Origin of the sequence: Shewanella sediminis HAW-EB3 (assembly GCF_000018025.1) — a bacterium.
Taxonomy (GTDB): domain Bacteria; phylum Pseudomonadota; class Gammaproteobacteria; order Enterobacterales; family Shewanellaceae; genus Shewanella; species Shewanella sediminis.
Map to the genome: position 1 here is coordinate 4,110,393 of NC_009831.1, position 22,033 is coordinate 4,132,425.

The 22,033-nt window shown below is 45.2% G+C and carries 17 protein-coding genes; 2 read left to right on the forward strand and 15 right to left on the reverse strand.

The features are described 5' to 3' along the window. The first annotated feature begins 48 nt into the window (after nt 1–48). A complete protein-coding gene (locus SSED_RS17635) occupies nt 49–795 on the forward strand; it encodes a YtjB family periplasmic protein (protein ID WP_012143708.1) in 747 nt (248 codons plus the stop codon). A gap of 178 nt (nt 796–973) precedes the next feature. On the opposite strand, the gene deoD is transcribed toward SSED_RS17635, so the two are convergent. The 11 genes from deoD to pnp all read right to left on the reverse strand — a co-directional run bounded on the left by deoD (nt 974) and on the right by pnp (nt 14,726). Next, nucleotides 974–1,684, reverse strand: a complete 711-nt coding sequence (gene deoD, locus SSED_RS17640; RefSeq protein ID WP_012143709.1) for a purine-nucleoside phosphorylase — start codon at nt 1,682–1,684, stop codon at nt 974–976. A 149-nt stretch (nt 1,685–1,833) separates the two neighbouring features. Further along, the gene (locus SSED_RS17645; RefSeq protein ID WP_012143710.1) at nt 1,834–3,051 is read right to left on the reverse strand and encodes a phosphopentomutase; all 1,218 of its coding nucleotides are present in this window, start codon (nt 3,049–3,051) and stop codon (nt 1,834–1,836) included. 13 nt (nt 3,052–3,064) lie between these two features. Continuing rightward, nucleotides 3,065–4,396 (reverse strand): thymidine phosphorylase, encoded by a 1,332-nt coding sequence (gene deoA, locus SSED_RS17650; RefSeq protein WP_012143711.1) that lies wholly within the window; start codon nt 4,394–4,396, stop codon nt 3,065–3,067. A 184-nt stretch (nt 4,397–4,580) separates the two neighbouring features. Beyond that, complete coding sequence (gene deoC / locus SSED_RS17655) at nt 4,581–5,354, reverse strand: deoxyribose-phosphate aldolase (RefSeq protein WP_012143712.1); 774 nt, start codon at nt 5,352–5,354, stop codon at nt 4,581–4,583. 477 nt (nt 5,355–5,831) lie between these two features. Continuing rightward, entirely contained in the window at nt 5,832–6,668 is an 837-nt protein-coding gene (locus SSED_RS17660) for a nucleoside-specific channel-forming Tsx family protein (protein WP_012143713.1), read from the reverse strand. Between the two features lie 392 nt (nt 6,669–7,060). Then, nucleotides 7,061–8,320 (reverse strand): NupC/NupG family nucleoside CNT transporter, encoded by a 1,260-nt coding sequence (locus tag SSED_RS17665; RefSeq protein WP_012143714.1) that lies wholly within the window; start codon nt 8,318–8,320, stop codon nt 7,061–7,063. Between the two features lie 177 nt (nt 8,321–8,497). Further along, nucleotides 8,498–9,262, reverse strand: a complete 765-nt coding sequence (locus SSED_RS17670; protein WP_041422273.1) for a TatD family hydrolase — start codon at nt 9,260–9,262, stop codon at nt 8,498–8,500. 73 nt (nt 9,263–9,335) lie between these two features. Beyond that, nucleotides 9,336–9,512, reverse strand: coding sequence for a DUF5363 family protein (locus SSED_RS24870; RefSeq protein WP_190273169.1), 177 nt, complete (start codon nt 9,510–9,512; stop codon nt 9,336–9,338). Nucleotides 9,513–9,673: 161 nt separating this feature from the next. Continuing rightward, on the reverse strand, nt 9,674–11,254 hold the full coding sequence (prfC, locus tag SSED_RS17675; RefSeq protein ID WP_012143716.1) for a peptide chain release factor 3: 1,581 nt from the start codon (nt 11,252–11,254) through the stop codon (nt 9,674–9,676). A gap of 286 nt (nt 11,255–11,540) precedes the next feature. After that, nucleotides 11,541–12,449: a lipoprotein NlpI gene (nlpI, locus tag SSED_RS17680; RefSeq protein ID WP_012143717.1), complete on the reverse strand. Its 909-nt coding sequence runs from the start codon at nt 12,447–12,449 to the stop codon at nt 11,541–11,543. 171 nt (nt 12,450–12,620) lie between these two features. Then, complete coding sequence (pnp, locus tag SSED_RS17685; protein WP_041421776.1) at nt 12,621–14,726, reverse strand: polyribonucleotide nucleotidyltransferase; 2,106 nt, start codon at nt 14,724–14,726, stop codon at nt 12,621–12,623. A 197-nt stretch (nt 14,727–14,923) separates the two neighbouring features. Between pnp and SSED_RS17690 the strand changes: the two genes are divergently transcribed. After that, the gene (locus SSED_RS17690) at nt 14,924–16,957 is read left to right on the forward strand and encodes a putative bifunctional diguanylate cyclase/phosphodiesterase (protein WP_012143719.1); all 2,034 of its coding nucleotides are present in this window, start codon (nt 14,924–14,926) and stop codon (nt 16,955–16,957) included. Nucleotides 16,958–17,417: 460 nt separating this feature from the next. Here the strand turns inward: SSED_RS17690 and rpsO are convergent, their stop codons facing one another. The 4 genes from rpsO to infB form a co-directional block, all read right to left on the reverse strand. Then, nucleotides 17,418–17,687 (reverse strand): 30S ribosomal protein S15, encoded by a 270-nt coding sequence (gene rpsO, locus SSED_RS17695; RefSeq protein WP_012143720.1) that lies wholly within the window; start codon nt 17,685–17,687, stop codon nt 17,418–17,420. A 151-nt stretch (nt 17,688–17,838) separates the two neighbouring features. Then, nucleotides 17,839–18,804: a tRNA pseudouridine(55) synthase TruB gene (gene truB, locus SSED_RS17700; RefSeq protein ID WP_012143721.1), complete on the reverse strand. Its 966-nt coding sequence runs from the start codon at nt 18,802–18,804 to the stop codon at nt 17,839–17,841. Continuing rightward, nucleotides 18,804–19,235 (reverse strand): 30S ribosome-binding factor RbfA, encoded by a 432-nt coding sequence (gene rbfA / locus SSED_RS17705; protein ID WP_012143722.1) that lies wholly within the window; start codon nt 19,233–19,235, stop codon nt 18,804–18,806. Before rbfA ends, truB begins: the two co-directional genes overlap by 1 nt. Before the next feature lie 88 nt (nt 19,236–19,323). Then, nucleotides 19,324–22,014 (reverse strand): translation initiation factor IF-2, encoded by a 2,691-nt coding sequence (gene infB, locus SSED_RS17710; RefSeq protein WP_012143723.1) that lies wholly within the window; start codon nt 22,012–22,014, stop codon nt 19,324–19,326. Between the last annotated feature and the right edge of the window lie 19 nt (nt 22,015–22,033).

A 22,033-nucleotide genomic window follows, 5' to 3' on the forward strand; every position in this document is an offset into this window, starting at 1 on the left:
GCCATAATCAATTATGATTAGGTAAACCCAAATAAATTCAGGTATAAAGTGTTTTTTCTTAAAGGACTGAAAAAGAGCCATAGAATTAGCAGACTACTGCAGATGGCCATAGCGCTGACACTCGCTGTGGGTCTGATTCAGTTATGGGAAACCAGCCTACTACAAGGGCAGCAGCTTCTAAAGTCCCAAACGCAAAAGATGGCAAGATTACTCGTTCAGCAGACGGCCTACGGGGCGGCACCGGCTCTCCAATTGCAAAATGATGAACAGTTGCAATGGCTCGCCAGCGCCTTAGTAGAAGACCCCAAGGTGATGTCGGCCAGTATTTTCAGTGAGGATGGACAGAGGCTATCATTTGCGCAGAGTGTCACCGATGAGGAGCTTGAGCCTGACTCTGATGAGCTCAATAAACTGCTGGAACGTTACCCTCCCTATGTTGAGGCGGTAACACAAGATGACATTAATTTAGGTTTTATCGAGGTCAGGCTAGAGCCCAGATTATTCTTTAACGAGATTAAAGAGGCTCACCAGATCAATATGGAACAGCAGCAGATGATGTTGATCATCGCAGGCTTAATCGGCATGTTGCTATCCCGCTCACTCTCCTTCAAGAGGGCCGATTTCGACCGCCGTAAAACACGGGCAAAGTTAAGACAGAAGCCTGGAAAGTTAAGGAAGAGAGAGCAGGAAAAACTCAGGAAGGCACTGGCTAAGAGTCAAAAGAAGCAAGCGGGTAAAGGTAAGGCGAATGGCGAGAACGCCGAAAAAAGCGAAGAAATTGATAAAACTGAATAAGAGATAAACCAGGTTTAGCCCATGTTCAAGAACATCAGATAACAAAAAAGGGCTCTGATGAGCCCTTTTGTATATGGATCTGCTTATCCCCGATCGCACGGATAGCGATGGAGGGGATTTTACATAACACTTAGCTGTTACACCCGATCAGTCTCACTAATGAATAGTGAGTTAATCATTAAAGTGTAATTGCAGCTTCCAGTGTCATTTCGATCATTTCGTTGAAGGTAGTTTGACGCTCATCAGAAGAGGTCTTTTCACCGGTACGGATATGATCAGATACAGTACAAACACACAATGCTTTAGCACCGAACTCAGCAGCAACACCGTAAAGACCGGCAGCTTCCATTTCGACACCTAAGATGTCCATCTTTTCCATAACGTCGAACATTTCTGGGTCTGGAGTGTAGAAAAGATCGGCAGAGAATACGTTACCAACGCGGAATTTAGTACCTTTAGCTTCAGCAGCTTTAACTACGGCACTTAGTAGGCTGTAGTCGGCGATAGCAGCGAAATCTTGACCTTTAAAACGCAGACGGTTCACTTGAGAATCGGTACAAGCACCCATTCCGATTAGAACGTCACGAACTTTAACGTCAGTGCTAACCGCACCACAAGTACCGACACGGATCAGGTTCTTAACGCCGTAGTCTTTAATCAACTCTGTCGCGTAGATAGAACATGAAGGAATACCCATGCCTGAACCCATAACAGAGATACGAGTCCCTTTATAAGTACCGGTGTAGCCGAACATGTTACGAACGTCGGTAACTAGCTCAACGTTCTCCAGGAAAGTCTCTGCAATGTACTTAGCACGTAGTGGATCGCCTGGAAATAGCACTGTATCAGCGAATGCGCCTTCTGGTGCGTTAATATGCGGTGTAGCCATCTATATAACCCCTTATATAATGAAACTTAAGCGTTACTAAAAAGTAAGCATACCTAAGCCTTTGTATGTGGCGGCCATCATCTAACCGCCAAAATTTTCACTTAAAAACTAAAGCTAGCGATAAGATTTTATCTTATCGCTATTAATCTTTACTTAATAAACGACTCGCCATATTCCATAGGCTCAAGTTTAAAGTAACTTGCTATGGATTGACCCATGTCGGCAAAACTCTTACGGCGGCCTAATGAGCCAGCTTCTAGTCCTGCTCCGTATGCCAATACTGGCACACGTTCACGAGTATGGTCAGTTCCTGGCCAAGTCGGATCACAACCATGGTCTGCAGTTAGCAGTAATAGGTCGTCTTCGCCCATCAGCGCCATCAGTTCAGGCAGGCGAGAATCGAAATACTCGAGGCTTCTCGCGTAACCGGCAACATCACGTCTGTGACCGAAGTGAGAATCGAAGTCAACGAAGTTAGTAAACACTATCGTGTTATCACCTGCGACTTTCAGCTCTTCGAGCGTTGCATCAAACAATGCTTCGAGGCCAGATGCTTTGATTTTCTTAGTGATACCGCAGTGTGCATAGATGTCGGCAATCTTACCGACACTCACCACTTCACCACCGGAATCTTTAAGTTTATCGAGTACCGTCTTTGCTGGCGGCTCAACCGCGTAATCGCGTCTGTTACCCGTACGAGCAAAGTCGCTAGGACCCGTGCCAACGAAAGGACGGGCAATTACGCGACCAATGTTATATGGCTCAAGCTCTTCACGAACGATCTGACACAAAGTATAAAGATTCTCTAGTCCGAAAGTCTCTTCGTGACACGCCACCTGGAATACAGAGTCTGCCGAAGTGTAAAAAATTGGCAAGCCACTGGTCATATGCTCGTTACCGAGCTCTTCCAAAATCGCAGTACCCGATGCATGGCAGTTACCTAAGTAATCTGACAAGCCGGCTCTGGCTAGAATTTTATCAGTCAGCTCTTTCGGGAAAGAGTTGGTATGGTCGCTGAAGTATCCCCATTCATACAGAACAGGTACACCCGCTAACTCCCAGTGTCCACTAGGCGTATCTTTACCGGTACTGAGTTCATCGGCATGGCCATAGGCGCCAATGATCTCAACATCGTCACTGAAACCGGCTGGAAGCTGGCCCGTGCTCTCTTTCGATGCTTGGGCAAGGCCCAGACGTGCAAGATTAGGTAGCTTCAACGGGCCTTCACGACCTTCGTTTGCTTTTCCTTCGGCACACGCTTTTGCGATATTGCCAAAGGTATCAGACCCGGTATCACCGAACGCTTCAGCATCTGCCGCCGCTCCGATACCAAATGAGTCCAACATCATAATAAATGTACGTTTCATACTTAATGCTCCGTTACAGATCTGACTCACGAATATAGCGATATATTTCAGGAGTCTTTTCTGGTTTCGTCTCGCCTACGTGGATGGCTTTCTTAACCGCAGCTTCAGCTTCAGCAAACGCATTCTCAGTTTGCGCATGAATGAAGGCGATTGGCTTATCAGCAGAAATCTCATCACCTAAAGCACAAACTTTAGTCAGACCGACACTGTAATCGAGTGCGTCACCTGGCTTACGACGGCCACCACCTAAGGTAACAACCGCAAGACCGAGCTCACGAGTATCCATCGCCGAAGCAAAACCGGTTTGGTCAGCATAGACAGGACGGATAATTTTAGATTCTGGCAGATACAGACCCGTATTTTCGATAAAATCTGCAGGTCCACCAAGACCAGAGATCATACGACCAAATATCTCAGCCGCCTTACCGTTGTCGAGAACGCGATTTAGCTTCTCTCTCGCTTCAGCTTCGCTCGAAGCGATGCCACCTAACTGCAGCATCTCTGCACATAGGCCCATGGTCACTTCATAGAGACGAGGGTTACGGTATGCACCCGTTAAGAAATCGACCGCTTCTTTAACTTCAACGGCATTACCCGCACATGAAGCCAATACCTGGTTCATATCGGTAAGCAGCGCTGTAGTCTTAGTTCCCGCACCGTTTGCAACGGCGGTGATACTACGTGCTAACTCTTCAGATGCTTCATAGGTAGGCATAAACGCACCACTACCGACTTTAACGTCCATAGCAAGAGCATCGAGGCCAGCAGCCAGTTTCTTAGAGAGAATTGAAGCGGTAATGAGTGAGATAGACTCGACAGTCGCGGTGTTATCACGAATCGAGTAGAAACGCTTATCGGCAGGAACCAAGTCGCCCGTCTGGCCAATAATGGCGACACCGGCTTCTTTAACTACTTTTCTGAACAGTGCACTATCTGGCTCGGTTTGGTAACCGGGAATAGCATCAAACTTATCTAACGTTCCACCGGTATGACCAAGGCCACGGCCTGAGATCATCGGAACATATCCGCCACATGCTGCAGCCATAGGGCCAAGCATCAAGCTGATAACATCACCAACACCGCCAGTGCTGTGCTTATCGATGATAGGACCATCAAGGTCCAGTGATTTCCAGTTTAGAACGGTACCCGAGTCACGCATAGATGTCGTTAACGCAATACGCTCATCCATGTTCATGTCATTAAAATAGACCGCCATACCCAGCGCTGCTATCTGACCTTCTGAAACCGTGTTATCGGTAATACCTTTAACGAAAAATTGAATCTCTTCTTTTGACAACGCCTCAGCATTGCGCTTCTTACGAATAATCTCTTGAGCTAGAAACATGGTACTGCCTCCAGAGTGTAACTAGTTTTCAGTAAATAGTTACAATCTCTTTAATGAAACACCAAAAAACGTAATTTAATTACAAAACATATTAACCAAGTTTTGGTGTTTCCAAATAGATTTAGATCACACTTACCTAAAAAAGATGGCCCTATTTTCCAATAGTAAAATAGGGCAACACTATTTAGTAACCTTGAGGACCCTTAGCGGCTTCACCTAGTTCCAAGGTATGCAGAAGGTTTATTAGCAAGCTAGACGCGCCAAAACGGAAGGTGCGTGGCGTCGCCCACTCATCACCTAAAAGACGCGCAGCAAGTCCTAAGAACTCACCGGCAGCAGCTGCATCACGAACGCCGCCAGCAGGCTTGAAGCCGACTTTGGTGTTCTTTTCGCTGATCACTGTCATCATGATTTCAGCAGCTTCGATGGTTGCATTAACCGGAACTTTACCGGTAGAAGTCTTAATGAAGTCAGCACCTGCATCGATACATAACTCAGAAGCCTTACGAATAAGTGCAGGGTCTTGCAGTACGCCAGACTCGATGATCACCTTAAGCAGTACACCTTCGCCACACGCTTCTTTACAGGCTTTAACCAGCTCGAAACCAACAGTCTCGTTACCAGCCATCAGTGCACGGTATGGGAAAACCACATCGACTTCGTCTGCGCCGTAAGCAACGGCAGCACGAGTCTCTAGTACCGCGATAGCGATATCATCGTTACCGTGAGGGAAGTTAGTCACTGTCGCGATGCGGATGCTTTCGCAGCCCATCTCGTTCAGTGTCTTGCGTGCGATTGGAATGAAGCGAGGATAGATACAGATTGCTGCAGTGTTGCCGGCAGGCGTCTTAGCCTTATGACAAAGTTCAATCACCTTCTGATCGGTATCATCATCGTTCAAGGTGGTCAGATCCATCAATTCAATGGCTTTTTGTGCTGCTTTTTTTAAATCGCTCATAATAGCTCTCCGAAACGTAATTCAAATAATAAGATGAAATAGAAATCTACGTAAGGCAGCGCCTGGAAGTGGCATTTTTGATTATTTTTATGGCCGGGCCTTCGGGCGTCGCCTTAGATATCACCATTGGCGATATCTGTTTATTCAGGTATTCAGTGTAGTTATTGAATTTGAATGTTCATAGTTCAAACTTCAATAACTGCCATCCTGACACTAGGTCACGACTTGAATCCTTGAAGACCGGGAAGGGGAAACTGAAATGCAAGGTTTCTGCCTTTCCGCGAAAAATCCATTTTAGCGCGTAAAACTTTATCTTTTAGCTTTATAACTTACAGATTAACTTTTAATTAAACAGACTAAGTAAATATAGCTCATGCTTAAGTAAAAATTAAATTTAGAGCCGTGCATTGCACGGCTCTAACAGATGCTTACTTATCTCTAAGAAGAGAGTCTAAGATATTACTCTGAGAGCAGGTCTTAGAACTTGTAAGTAGCAGTCAGGTAATGTGCGAAACCTGTAGTTTCTAGACCAACTTTACCAGCACCATCTTCAAGAAGGTATACATCGCTGTAACCCTTCAGGCCATAACCCAGTGCGTAGTTGTCTGAATGCCAGTGAACACCGAAGTATGCAGCGCCACCGCTAGAAGTCATAGGAACCCACTCGTCACCCTTAGTGTCATCAGCACCAAACTGGTAATCAACATAACCCTGGAAAGAAACGAAGCTGCCATTTTCTAGGAAGTAGAAAGGCTTGAACCAGTTCATAGAGAATTGGTAACCGTTCCAATCTTTATCATTAATGTCGTAGAAACCGTAAAGGTTCATGCCAGTTTTACCTAACCATGGAACCATTACATCAGCACCGATACCTACGGCAACATTGTTTACATCTTCACCGATAACACCGCCACCCCAGTTGAATAGAGTAGAGATGTAAACTTCTTGGATTGGACCAGCTGAAAGATCCATACCTGTGATTGCATCGATAGAGAAGCGTGGAGCAAACTTCATGAACATCTTGCTTGCACCAGAACCTTCAGCCTTATCGCCTGAATCACCAGATGCTAAGTTGAATACATCGACATAACCGTATAGGTCAACAACACCAGCGCGGCCGCCGAATTCCATTTCCAGGTAATCGTGTCCACTCTCACCAGCAGAAGGAAGCTCGTCAAACGCGTACATTGCGTTGAACTGCATCCAGCTGTAATCGCCAGCGCGGATATCGTCACCACGGTCAGCAGCGAAAGTTGGTGCAGACATTACTGCTACAGCTGCTGCTGCTAGTGCTAAAGTTTTAACGTTTTTCATCATCAACCCCATTTATTTTATGGTGTGCCGCTCTTTTGAGAAAGAGTCAGCGTTTCTTTTTATCGTGCCGCATTTTACTCACTTTGTGCCAAAGCACAACTGTATTGATGTAAAATTGCGAACACTAAGTTTTAACATTGAATCAAATAACTAACTATTACTACTATTACAAAATTTCTATCACACAAATTCGTATCGTATTTTAGACAAAAACTGAAATTGAAATTGTGTTTATCCTCACACAGCTAATCATTAATCTGTTAAAGATTAGCTATATGTTTTACAAATTTAAATCTGAAAAATGGCTGTGTTAACTTAGACTCTGCTCTGTTTGAGCAGAGTCATAGTTCAGGGGCACCCCCCTGGATTACCTAACGTTTATAACTGTTGAGTTATAGTGCCAGGAATAGACCCGCTAGTGTCGCACTCATCAAGTTAGCAAGAGAACCTGCAACTACTGCACGCATACCTAGCTTAGCTAAGTCGTGACGACGAGTTGGCGCCATAGCACCTAGACCACCGAGAAGAATCGCGATTGAAGATAGGTTAGCGAAGCCACAAAGAGCAAAAGAGATAATCGCTTTTGTTCTATCTGTCATAGCAAGACCTGTTTCAGCAACTACCATGCCGCCATCAGCGATATCTTTCATGTATGGAGCGAAGTTCAAGTAGGCAACGAATTCGTTAACAACAATCTTCTGACCAATGAAAGAACCGGCAACGAGTGCTTCGCTCCAAGGCACACCGATAAGGAATGCAAGAGGCATGAAGATATAACCAAGAATCAATTCAAGAGTTAGACCTTCCATACCGACTAGTCCGCCAAGACCACCGATAATGCCGTTCATCATAGCAATCAAACCAACGAACGCTAGAAGCATTGCACCAACGTTAAGTGCTAGATGCATACCTGAAGAAGCACCTGCAGCAGCAGCGTCGATAACGTTAGCTGGCTTATCAGGGTCTTCTGGAAGGTCTTCCATATCGTTCTTAGCTTCTTCAGTTTCAGGGTGCATCAGCTTAGCCATTAATAGACCACCTGGTGCTGCCATGAATGAAGCGGCAACTAGATATTCGATTGGTACACCCATCTGCGCATAACCGGCCATTACTGAACCAGCAATAGACGCTAAACCACCTACCATGATGGCAAATAGCTCAGAGTTAGTCATAGTCGCGATAAACGGACGTACAACTAGTGGTGCTTCAGTTTGACCAACGAAGATGTTAGCTGTTGCTGACATAGACTCTGTACGGCTTGTACCAAGAGCTTTCTGTAGTGCACCACCGATAATACGGATAATCCACTGCATTACGCCAAGGTAATAAAGAACAGCAATAAGAGAAGAGAAGAAAACAATGACTGGTAAAACGTTGATGGCGAAAATGAAACCAACTTTAAAGTTAGCCAAATCACCGAACAAGAAACCGATACCGTTTTGAGCATAACCGATAACGCTAGACACGCCATCTGAAATAGTCTTTAGAATATCTTTACCGACTGGAACATATAAAACGAAACCACCGAAAGCGGCCTGAATTGCTAATGCACCAAAAACGGTACGCTTGTTAATTGCTTTTCTATTATTCGATAACCCGAACGCTATCGCAAGTAGGGTGACCACCCCTACCAAACTCATTAAAATATCCATTAACCATCACCCTATTTGTTAATACTTTTTAATTATGTTGTTAACCAACCTTTTTCGAGACCGATTATACCCGACCAAGTAGCGAAAAGGGTCGTTCCGATCAAATTTTTGAACTTTAATTTCAGCGATTTACTCACAACTTCCGATGCGATTAGCACCTGTTTATTTAAAAATAAATTAAAGGTCAAAGAGTTGCGCCGCATTGAGAAAAGCATGTTCTGATATTAGAACACTAGTTTTTTTCTGTAAATTTGCTATTTCTTTCACGACTGAGTGCAAAACAAGCGGTGTATTGCGTGTTTCAGCCGAATTTTCGGGTGCCATAGAGGGAGAATCTGTCTCGATAAGGATAGAATCTAAAGAAATGCTTGCAATGCAATTTTTAAGCTTCAAGGCCCTATCGTTCAAAATTAACCCACCGATCCCCAACTTGTAACCCAGTCGAATATACTCGTTAGCAAGCTCAACCCCACCATAAAAACCATGTATGACGCCACCTTTAGGCAGAGCATAGCGCTTTAATAGCGTGAGCATCTCGTTGTGAGCTTTAACAACATGTAAAATAATAGGCAATTCCAGCTCTTTTGCCAGTGTCAGTTGACGTTCGAACTGAATCAACTGTGCCTGCCAATTACTTTTTCGTAACTTATCCAGACCACACTCTCCTATAGCGACCAGTTTTACATCATCGCAGCACCTTGAGACCCGCTCTTTTAGGTCATCGAATAACGTTAAAGAATCTGAGTGACAATACCAGGGGTGGATCCCCAGCGCATAAGGGCAGTTAAACTGCCTTGCTACTGCGATTTGATTATCCCAATGCTCGGGTGACACCCCGGGAATGATGGCGGACTCTATTCCGGCGCTTCTCATTGCATCAAATACCTGTTCACGGTCGATATCGAATTCAGGAAAGTCCAGATGGGCGTGGCTGTCAATCATTCTCAGTTTTGTTGGTGATGAGCCATTAACTTGAGGTGAAGTATGCTTTAGATGTGAGGTAGGAGTTGGCACGCTATGACTCCCCTTTGCTCTTATTAGCAGAGTTTGAATCAGGCCTATCGATATCACTATCGACACTCAACTCTGGGTCTGTGAGCCTGGGAGCGCAGCTACGTCGATTTTCAGGTGTGAGCCCCATACGATCACACCAGCCAATATAGCGACTCCACAATCTAACAATCCAGTTCATTATTCCCCCTCCCGATAGCTGACTTATATCACTTGATACGTATCTATCATCATATATAAGGTATAAAAAAACCCCAAACTTTCGTATGGGGCTTTAACAAGACTAAATTGTGAAACAAACTTTCAGCGCTGACTTTGAAGTCCGGAGCTCAGATATGACTCTTAATTCTCACGCGTCTTCGCGAACTTAATATCCGGATAGCGTTCCATGGAGAGATTCAGGTTAACCATAGTAGGCGCAATGTAAGTCAAGTTATCACCACCATCGAGTGCTAAGTTGGTGCTGCACTTACGTCTGAACTCTTCAAGTTTTCTTTCATCATCACAATACACCCAACGGGCGGTCGAGACGCTGATAGCTTCGTAGATTGCTTCAACCTTATACTCAGATTTTAAGCGGCCAACAACGACCTCAAACTGGAGTATACCGACGGCACCAACGATCAAGTCGTTAGTATCGATAGGCCTGAAGACCTGAACCGCACCCTCTTCGGAAAGCTGAACCAGTCCTTTCAGCAACTGCTTCTGTTTCAAAGGGTCTTTCAAACGTATACGACGAAACATTTCTGGTGCGAAGTTAGGTATACCGGTAAAACGCAGTTTTTCACCTTGAGTAAAGGTATCACCGATACGCATAGTTCCGTGATTGTGTAGACCTATGATGTCACCCGGGTAGGCAACTTCGGCGCGGTTTCGATCGCCCGCCATAAAGGTCAAAGCATCGCTGACGTTCACATCTTTACCCAGACGAACGTGATGCATCTTCATGCCTTGTTCGTAACGGCCGGAACAGACGCGCATAAATGCCACCCGGTCTCTATGTTTAGGATCCATGTTGGCTTGGATCTTAAATACAAAACCACTGAATTTTTCATCTTCAGGCTGCACTTCTCTGACTTCGGTCTCGCGTGCCTGTGGTTTAGGCGCCCATTCAACGATACCATCGAGAATATGATCCACACCAAAGTTACCTAAGGCTGTACCGAAGTAAACGGGAGTCAACTCACCGGCAAGAAACAGCTCAAGGTCGAACTCGTTCGATGCGCCAAGAACTAACTCCAGCTCCTCACGCACCTCTGCTGCGTAAGTGCCGATGGCAGCATCCAGTTCAGGGTTATCTAACCCCTTAATGATTGTCGAATCCTGAATCGTGTGGCCCTGACCGCTCTGATAGAGGATCACTTCATCACGTAGAAGATGATAAACACCCTTGAACTCTTTACCGCAACCAATTGGCCAGGTAATAGGGGCACAAGCAATATTCAGTACCTTCTCAACCTCATCCATCAACTCTAATGGATCACGTATATCACGATCGAGTTTGTTCATAAAGGTGACGATAGGCGTATCACGAAGTCGTGTCACTTCCATCAGCTTAATCGTACGTTGCTCAACACCTTTCGCCGAGTCAATTACCATTAAACATGAGTCAACGGCAGTAAGAGTACGATAAGTATCCTCAGAGAAATCTTCGTGACCCGGAGTATCGAGAAGGTTAACGAGCGCACCGTTATAGGGGAACTGCATCACAGAGGTTGTGATCGAAATACCACGATCTTTCTCCATCTCCATCCAGTCAGATTTCGCATGTTGCCCGGACTTCTTACCTTTTACAGTACCAGCCTTCTGCAGCGCGTTGCCAAATAAAAGTACCTTCTCGGTAATGGTGGTTTTACCCGCATCGGGGTGAGAGATAATGGCGAAAGTACGACGCTTGTCGACCTCAACTTTATTGCCTGACATGATAACCTGCAGATTCTGGTGTTCTAAAAGGCGGCAATTATAGCGGTTAGACCAAGACTTGGCTAGACAGTGACAGCTAGATTAAACATGCAGAGTGAGCGAATACAAAAAATATTTCATTCTGAATGCCTCACAGTGCGTGAAAGCTAGCATAGGGAGTCTCAAATCATAGCGAAATTGTAGAGACTGGGTTTAAAGAAAGTTATGTTCCCAATAGGGGAATGGTCTGAATGACCATGCAACCTGAATAAAAGATTGCATGGCTTTATTGCACTATAGATAGGTCTTAATGAGGGTTCTTGGCTGACTCTTCGGCATAAAGTTTGGCATTAATTTTAGCCAGCTCTATTCTGGCATATCTATGTTCGACAAAATCATAGATATTGGTTGCTAATGCGAGCCTGAAATAATTTGCCGCATCACTGTTGTTTCCCTGCTGCTGGGCAATTTTGGCGATATAGAAATAGGCTTCGCAAAGGCGTTCGGCGTACTCATTGGGATGAGAAAGCCCCTCTTTAGCGGCCGCGAAAACCTGTTCCCGACTCTTTTTCCCTAAATAGAAATCAACCAATTCATTAGACCAGGCATTTGGCGCCAGTTGAGTTCGGTTATATTCGAGTCTTATTTTAGCCTGTTCAACGCTTATCTCACTTTCGGTCAGGTAGAGCCAAAGTGCGCGATAGCCATCTTTTTGATCCAGGGAGTAGAAAGACTCCATATCTGATACGGCAAGCATGTTGCGTTCACCGTAATACAGGGCGATACCACGGTTAAGAAAGGCGTAATCGTAATCAGGAGAAAGCTCTAAAACCGCATCGAACGCTTCATAGGCACTTTCAAATTCACCTTCCTGAGTATAATAAATTCCAATGAAGTTGTAAGCATCGGCAAGGTTAGGTTGTAATTTCAACGCCTGATGAAAATCTATTCGACTCAAAATACGCAGCCCGACGCTGTCATAGATAACGCCGCGGTCATAGTGAAACCTGGCTCTCTGCTCATCGGTTAACTCGGCGGATGACAAAATTTCATTTAATTTAGCTAAGGTGATTTCAAGCTTATAATCAGGCATCACAGGTTCAACCATGACCTTGCCCTGCTCATTCGCGCCAGACTGAGTTGAGACACATCCTGTTAGCAAAATACTCATACCAGCCAAAAACACTACTGCGACTGTCCGCATCTTTTGAATCATCCATTTAACCCTTTGAGTTCACCAGTGCTTGTAATCATAGCAATCCCCTATCACTACGGCTATCAAGGATTTAATTATTTCATCAATCAGTTAGCGATTAGTGAAATTCAGGCATAAAAAAGGAGACCCTAAGGTCCCCTTTCATATTCAACATATCTTTACAAGATAGGTTTACTCGGCTGGAGCTGCTTCAGCTTTAGGCGCAGCTTCTTTCATAGAAAGACGTACACGGCCCTGGCGATCGACTTCCATCACCTTAACCTTCACTTCCTGACCTACTTGTAGGTAGTCAGATACGTTAGCTACACGCTCTTCAGCAATCTGAGAGATATGAACCAGACCATCTTTACCCGGAAGAATAGTAACGAACGCACCGAAATCAACGATACGAACAACTTTACCATTGTAGATAGTACCGACTTCAACTTCTGCAGTGATCTCTTCGATACGACGGATTGCTTCTTTCGTTGCATCACCGTTTGCAGATGCGATCTTAACGGTACCGTCATCTTCAAGTTCGATAGTTGTACCCGTCTCTTCGGTAAGTGCGCGGATAGTTGCACCACCTTTACCAATCACGTCACGGATCTTCTCAGGGTTAATCTTAAGCGTTGTGATACGTGGAGCGTGATCAGAGATATCATCACGGTGCTCACCGATAGCCTGGTCCATAACATTCAGGATATGAACACGTGCGCCATAGGCTTGCTGCAATGCGATCTGCATGATCTCTTTATTGATACCTTCAATCTTGATATCCATCTGCAGTGCAGTAATACCATCACGAGTACCAGCAACTTTAAAGTCCATATCACCAAGATGATCTTCATCACCCAAGATGTCAGAAAGAACGACGAAATCGTCACCTTCTTTAACCAGACCCATAGCGATACCAGCAACAGAGGTCTTAATTGGTACACCCGCATCCATAAGAGCAAGTGAAGTACCACAAACAGAAGCCATAGAGCTTGAACCGTTTGATTCAGTGATTTCAGATACAACACGAACGCTGTATGGGAACTCTTCAGCAGAAGGCATAACGGCATTGATACCGCGCCATGCTAGCTTACCGTGACCAATTTCGCGACGCTTAGGTGAACCAACAAAACCTGTTTCACCAACAGAATATGGAGGGAAGTTATAGTGCAGCATAAAGCGGTTAGTGTACTCGCCCATGATGCTGTCAACTTTCTGAGCATCACGCTCCGTACCTAGAGTACAAGTCACTAGTGCCTGAGTTTCACCACGAGTGAACAAAGCACTACCGTGGGTACGTGGCAGTACACCAGCCATCACGTTCAAGCCACGAACCATATCAGGTTCACGACCATCGATACGCGGGTTGCCGGCAATAATACGGCTACGTACTACTTGCTTCTCTAAGCTACCAAGAAGGCCGTCGATTTCGCGCAAATCAGCTTCTGGGTTTTCAGCCAATAATGCTTCTTTAGCAGCAGACTTTACAACGCCAACTTGAGTGTAACGATCTTGCTTAACTTCAATTTGGTAAGCAGCGGCCATCTCGGCCTCGGCTAAATCTTTAATTTTAGCAACAAGGTCTGCGTCTTGAACTGGAGCTGTCCAATCCCATGCAGGCTTGCTTGCTTCAGCTTTTAGCTCGTTAATGGCACTGATAACAACTTGCTGCTGGTCGTGTCCGTAAACAACACCACCTAACATCACTTCTTCTGGAAGTGCAGCCGCTTCAGACTCAACCATCAAGACAGCACCTTGAGTACCGGCAACAATCAGGTCAAGATCACTATCAACAAGTTGACTGACATTCGGGTTAAGAACATATTCGCCGTCAGTATAACCAACACGTGCCACACCTAGTGGGCCATTGAAAGGCAGACCAGATATAGCCAATGCAGCTGAAGTACCAATCATCGAAATAACATCAGGGTTGATTTCAGGATCGACAGAAACTACTGTGATAATTACCTGAACTTCATTCTTGAAGCCATTTGGGAATAGTGGACGGATTGGACGGTCAATAAGGCGGGCAATCAATGTTTCGCTTTCAGATGGACGGCCTTCACGCTTGAAAAAACCACCAGGGATCTTACCCGCAGCGTAAGTCTTTTCCTGGTAATTAACAGTTAGTGGAAAAAAGTCACGACCTGGCTCTTCAAATTTCTTCCCAACAACAGTAACCAATACTGTGGTATCACCCATACTTGCCAAAACGGCGGCATCGGCTTGACGTGCAATAACACCAGTCTCTAGCGTGACTGTGTGCTGACCATATTCAAAACTCTTTACGATTGGATTCACGTGAACCATTCCTTAATTTTAATTACCTTAATTTCGCGGACAAGTATACTTCATCTCTAATCAATAGATAAAGAGCACATAGTGATGACAAAGCAGAAACTTTTCTCTAAAGTGAGTAGTATCTGGAAAAATTCCTTTTGGAATAGCCGTAAAACCTGAATTTTTGGTATCAGTTCACTGGTATAAAGGATGGTCAAATGAATGCAGGCTTTAAATCTCTTACTTGGAAACAGACGAGTCTTGTCGTTTTTTCCGCACTATTCTTTGCGATTGCGATTTTTATTGTCGAAATTGCACTGGTAGGAGTGTCTGCTAGAGATGGTCTTAAGGACTCACAAACTGAATTGCTCGATTCGGTGGAGCAACCTGCGGCCAATGCCGTCTGGGCACTCGATGACAATTTGGCCAAACAAACATTAGAGGGCGTACTAAAAGTTGAACACGTAGGTTCGGCTGTAATAGAGCTCGATGATGGCTCACTGTTTGTTTCGGTCCTAAGTAAGAAGTCATATCCAAATATCTTTGAAGACTTCAGCAACAAACTCTTTGGTGACCTGAAGGAGATCTCTCGTTCTCTTTATCGACCTTTTTATTTTGAAGGCACAGAGAAACAGCAGCTTATTGGCACATTAACGGTTTTTTATGATACCCAAGGGCTGACAGATTCACTTTTCTCTCAACTCAAATTCAGCTTGATCGCCACTTTAGCTCGAGCACTACTTATCACATTAGTACTCTCCATCGTCTTTCACCGTTTTTTAACTAAACCTATTGCTGAGATCAGTGAAGCGATCGACAAAATTGATCCTGAATCTCCCGATGAAAACTTACTCCCCATGGCTAAATCACATACTGATGATGAATTAGGTTTGGTCACATCCAAGTTTAATCAAATTCTTATTCAATTTGGTCAGACACAAAGTAAGCTCAGAAAAATGGCGACCCGAGATCCATTAACTGGCCTACCAAATCGTACTTTATTACTGGAAACGATTGCAGTCACGATTCAAAGAGCGCGTGTTCATAAACATCAATTCTGTATGTTGTTTATCGATCTCGATAGATTCAAAAATATCAATGACTCACTCGGACATGCGATTGGAGACCAGTTTTTAGCACGAATTGCTCGGGTACTCGAACGCGTAGTCGGGGATAACGGGACCGTAGCCAGACTCGGTGGGGATGAATTTGTTATCTTAGCCGACGAGATCCGATCTCCGGATCAAGCAGCGGACTTTGTCGACAAGCTTCTGCTCCAGCTCAATACTCCCATGCAGCTCAATGAGCATACTATCCATCCTGCCGCCTCAGTAGGTATATCCATCTATCCAGATGATGGAATGAGCGCAGAAGATCTTATTCGTCATGCCGATATCGCTATGTACAGCGCCAAGGCTGCAGGTTCTAATCAATGGGCGTTTTTCAAACAGCAGATGACTGAACGTGCGGCGGTAAGGCTCCGTACCGAAGCCTCACTGCATGACGCACTGAAAAATGGAGAGTTTGTACTTCATTATCAGCCTAAGTTCGATATTAAAACCGGCAAGGTTGTCGCCTGTGAAGCCCTCATCAGATGGCAAAAAGATGGCCGCTTAATCAGTCCAATGTCCTTTATTCCCGTGGCTGAAGAGACTGGAATTATTATCCCTATCGGGCGTTGGGTCATCGAAGAAGCCTGTAAAACAATCAGAAAATGGAAAAAGGAATATAACTTCGCTTTACCCATCGCTGTCAACGTTGCCTCTCAGCAGTTTGCAGACGCCAGCTTAGTGCCCGACATCAAACAGTTAGCACTCAGGTATCAAATTAGTCCCGATCTGCTTGAAATTGAGATAACAGAAACCTCACTGATGAATGATATTGAGCTTGCCATATCTAAACTTCAGCAACTTAAATCAACTGGGTTTGGTATCGCAGTGGATGATTTTGGAACGGGTTACTCTTCACTCTCCTATCTGAGACATCTGCCCATCACTACGATGAAAATCGACCGCTGTTTCGTCACCGACCTTCCGAATGAGAGTGCGATCGCATCGACCATTTTGATGTTAGGTCAACAGCTCAACTTAAACATCGTTGCCGAGGGAATTGAAACTCGAGAGCAGTTGGATTGGTTAAACAGTAATAATTGCCAGATAGGCCAAGGGTTTTATTTCAGCAAGCCTGTAACACAGAAAGAGTTTGAAGATAGCTATATTAAACCTCAAACTGCGAGTATCAGCCATATCTAGGTCGAGGGTCGAGGGTCGAGGGTCGAGGGTCGAGGGTCGAGGGTCGAGGGTCGAGGGTCGAGGGTCGAGGGTCGAGGGTCGAGGGTCGAGGGTCGAGGGTCGAGGGTCGAGCAGAATAGTTTAATAAGCTCTTAAGTATTTGCAACCTTCTGCTAACTTGAAGATCTCCCCCTCTGGCTTGTGACTTCAAATGTCATCCGAGCTTGCTTCACCGTCCACATCTTTTATGTCCATCTCCTAGCCCAGTACAGCCTTACCGCTCTATCTCTAGCCCAGCAAGGTAGCTTTCTTACCACTTATAGCTTACGACTCTTTGACTTTAAACATTCGCGGCTAAAGCCGCTCCTACATAAGGAATTTCGTCGACCCTACCTCGTACCTAGGAACTTTGTCTTCCTTCCCTTTTTTACAGGCAATAAAAAAGGAGGCCTAAGCCTCCTTTATCTAAATCCAGTCGATATTAACGACGTAGACCTAGCTTCTTGATTAGTTCCTGGTAACGAACATTTTCAGTACGCTTCAGGTATGCAAGAAGTTTACGACGTGTGTTTACCATACGTAAAAGACCACGACGTGAGTGATGATCATGCTTGTGCTCTTTAAAGTGACCTTGCAGATGGTTAATCTGTGCAGTTAAAAGAGCTACCTGAACTTCAGTAGAACCAGTATCGCCTTCACTACGACCGAATTCAGCCAGGATTGTTGCAGTTTGTTCAGCATTTAGTGACATTTTGTCTCTCCAAATAATGCATTAATAAGCTTTAGCCAATCACTAACTCAGCTAAAGTGAGCGCGGCATTTTACCTATTCTAGATAAGATACGCAATAACTATCTGTAACCTAAGCTAGATAAAGCCCAATACAGATAGAATTCGATATAATCAGTTTGACTCAGAAGATGGATCACGCACCACAATCAAGCGTTTAGGTGCTAATAAGCCATCACCATTCATAGAACCAATACCAACAAATTTATGTTCATCGCCAATGGTGATCCGAACTATTTCCCCGTCATCAAGCCCATCGATTACAGGCGCTTGAACAGGGTTTCCGTTCATCAAATATGGCGCAACGTTGTCAGATAAGTTAATTTCCTTAAACTTGCTGACAGCCGTGTCCATAGGCAATAACAGGGGGTCCAGCACAGTTTTAGGCTCTATCTCTTCAGCCTCGGCTTTGGCCACCATCTCGTTAAGCTGCTCAAGGCTGACCATACGCTCGTAAGGATATTCAGCAACCTGCGTTCTGCGTAACATGATCACATGAGCGCCACAACCTAACATCTCACCAAGATCATCGGTGATAGTGCGAATATAAGTCCCTTTAGAGCAATGAATATCCAGCGTTAACTCATCGCCTTCCAGGCTGATAAAGTTAAGCTCAAATACATTGATTGGACGTGCCTCTCTGGGAACCTCTATGCCTTCACGGGCATATTTATACAGAGGTTGACCTTGATACTTGAGCGCCGAGTACATGGAAGGGACTTGCATGGTTTCACCACGAAAGTAATCCAATGACTCCATCAATAGCTCTTGGCTAAAATTAACGGGACGGGTCTGTACCACTTCGCCGTCAGAATCACTGGTATCCGTTCGTTCCCCAAGCTTAGCCGTTACGGTATATCGCTTATCGGCGTCAAGAAGATGCTGAGAGAACTTTGTCGCCTCTCCAAGGCAGATAGGAAGCATGCCCGTTGCTAATGGGTCCAGCGCACCGGTATGGCCCGCTTTAGCTGCATTAAAAATGCGCTTTACCCTCTGCAGAGCAAAGTTCGAACTCATGCCTGTATCTTTATCCAGGAGTAGTATTCCATCGATAAAGCGACCACGAGGACGACGAGCCATTAGTCTTCACCTTCCGACTTGTCATCGCTGCTTTGCGATACATCTTGCTGATCACCATGTTGCTTCTGCTTTGCTTCATCATCGCTGATCACACGAGAAACCAGGTTAGACATACGCATGCCTTCTACCAACGAGCTGTCGTAGATAAAACGAAGTTCAGGCATGACCCGCAATTTCATACGCCCTGCGACTAATGAACGTATGTAACCGGCAGCAGCATCTAACGCCTCAACCTTCTCTTGAACAAGCTTTTCGTCTTCTTCAAAGAAAGTCACATAAACCTTCGCGTAGCTCAAGTCACGTGATACATCAACGTCATTGACTGTAACAAAACCGATACGAGGGTCTTTCATATCACGCTGTAACACTTGAGCCAACTCTTGTTGTAACTGCTGTGCAATACGACGTGTTCGACTAAATTCTCTTGCCATAATAATTTGCCATTATGTTGTAAATAAATAGTTTTCCCATGAAAGCTATCTAAATAAAAAGGGCGGCTAACGCCGCCCCCTTAACGCTTTACTCTTCTAAGGAGCGTGCTATTTCGATTGTTTCGAAGACCTCTATCTGATCGCCAACTCTGACATCATTATAGTTCTTCACACCGATACCACATTCCATTCCGTTACGAACATCAGCAACGTCATCTTTAAATCGACGAAGTGACTCTAGCTCACCTTCATAGATAACAACGTTTTCACGAAGTACGCGAATTGGTGCGCTACGCTTGATGGTACCTTCAGTAACCATACAACCGGCGATAGCACCAATCTTAGGAGACTTAAACACATCACGAACTTCAGCAAGACCAAGAATCACTTGCTTAAATTCAGGAGCAAGTAGACCGCTCATCGCATTTCTGACTTCATCAATCAAATGATAGATAACGCTGTAGTAACGTAGATCTACACTTTCAGCATCAATAACTTTACGAGCCTGTGCATCGGCACGAATGTTGAAACCGATCATAATGGCATTAGAAGCTGCAGCGAGTGAAGCGTCAGTCTCAGTCAAACCACCAACGCCGCGGGCGATGATATTAACTTTAACTTCATCAGTTGAAAGCTTGTTCAACGAGTCTGCAATCGCTTCGAGTGAACCTTGTACATCAGCCTTAAGGATGATGTTTAGTTCCTGAACTTCACCTTCAACCATGTTAGCAAACATGTTTTCAAGCTTAGACTTCTGCTGACGTGCAAGCTTAACATCACGGAATTTACCTTGACGATAGAGTGCAACTTCACGAGCTTTACGCTCATCACGAACCACTGTCGCTTCATCACCTGCAGACGGTACACCTGAAAGACCTAAGATCTCTACAGGAATTGACGGACCGGCTTCTTTGATAGCTCTGCCATTTTCATCGCGCATAGCACGAACTTTACCGTATTCCAGACCACAAAGAACGATATCGCCTTGCTTAAGTGTACCTTCCTGAACCAATACAGTTGCAACCGGGCCACGGCCCTTATCCAACTTAGACTCAACAACCACACCTGCAGCCATGCCTTCTTTAATAGCCTTAAGCTCGAGTACTTCAGCTTCAAGAAGAATACCTTCAAGCAGCTCATCGATACCTTCACCGCTCTTAGCTGAAACGTGAACAAACATGTTGTTTCCGCCCCAGTCTTCAGACATAACACCGTGCTGTGAAAGTTCACTCTTCACACGCTCAGGATCGGCTTCTGGCTTATCAATCTTGTTCACTGCAACAATCAGAGGTACGCCACCCGCTTTCGCGTGTTGAATCGCTTCAATTGTCTGTGGCATAACGCCATCATCTGCTGCAACAACCAAGATAACGATATCAGTTGCCTGCGCACCACGAGCACGCATGGCAGTAAATGCCGCGTGACCAGGAGTGTCGAGGAAAGTGATCATGCCATTGTCAGTTTCAACGTGGTATGCACCGATATGCTGGGTAATACCACCGGCTTCGCCTGAGGCAACTTTAGCACGACGAATGTAGTCAAGTAGTGAGGTCTTACCGTGGTCAACGTGACCCATGATAGTCACAACCGGAGCACGTGATTCGGCTTGAATATTAGCGTCACGATCCGCAAGCACTTGATGTTCTAGTTCGTTTTCACGTGTCAGAACAACTTTATGTCCCATCTCTTCGGCAACAAGTTGAGCAGTTTCTTGATCAAGCACCTGGTTAATCGTAACCATAGAGCCCATCTTCATCATCTGCTTGATGATTTCAGTGGCCTTAATTGACATCTTAGATGCCAGTTCAGAAACTGAAACCGTTTCACCAATGCTTACATCAGTTTTAACTGCGGCAACAGGCTTAGTGAATGCATGGTCCATAGACTCAGGCGCGACACTACGATTGTTACGGGCATTACGTCCACCGCGTGCATTACGGCTATCACGACGGTTATCTTTGCCGCCACGACGCTTGCCTTTACCAGTATTTGCTGGTGCAGCCGCTGGTGCAGGCGTAGCTTTACGAGGACGACGACCGCGCTTCTCGGCATTAGCATCGGCAGTATCTTCCGCTGCACGCGCCTCTGTAGAAGTCGTTACGTGATGATCACCAGTCTTCTCTGATTCTTTACGTTGTTTCTCTTCTTCAGCCCAACGAGCAGAGTTTTCTTCAGCAAGCTTTCTCGCGATTTCTGCAGCCGCTTTGGCTTCTTCATCAGCCTTAGCTTTAGCAGCTGTATCTTTTGCAGCTTGAAGCTTGTCGGCTTCATCTTGCGCCGCTTTCTCTTCGGCGGTAACCGCTACAGGCTTAGCTTTCTCAGCAGCGCTGGCTTTAGCCTTCTCTTTCGCTTCGGCATCGGCTTTAGCCTTGGCTTCTGCTTTAGCTTTAGCTTCGGCATCGGCTTTCGCTTTTGAAGCCGCTTCTTCAGCAGCTTTAACTTCTGCTTCCGCTTTCGCAGCCGCTTCAGCTTCAGCATCTGCAGCAGGATCACGCTTAACGAAAGTACGCTTCTTGCGAACTTCAACTTTTACGTCTTTTGAAGCACTACCAGAACCTACGCTCAAGGTAGACACTGACTTACGCTGTAGTGTCATTTTAGTTGGAGCCGATTCGCCGCCATGTTGCTTCTTCAAAAATTCTAGCAATTGTTGCTTTTCTGACTCGGAAACCGTGTCAGCTTTAGATTTCTTAATACCGGCCTCGGAAAACTGCTCAACTAATCTGTCTGCACTTTTTCCTACTTCACTGGCCAGCTTTTCTACTGTTGTATCTGCCATCTGTAAAATCCCCTCTGTT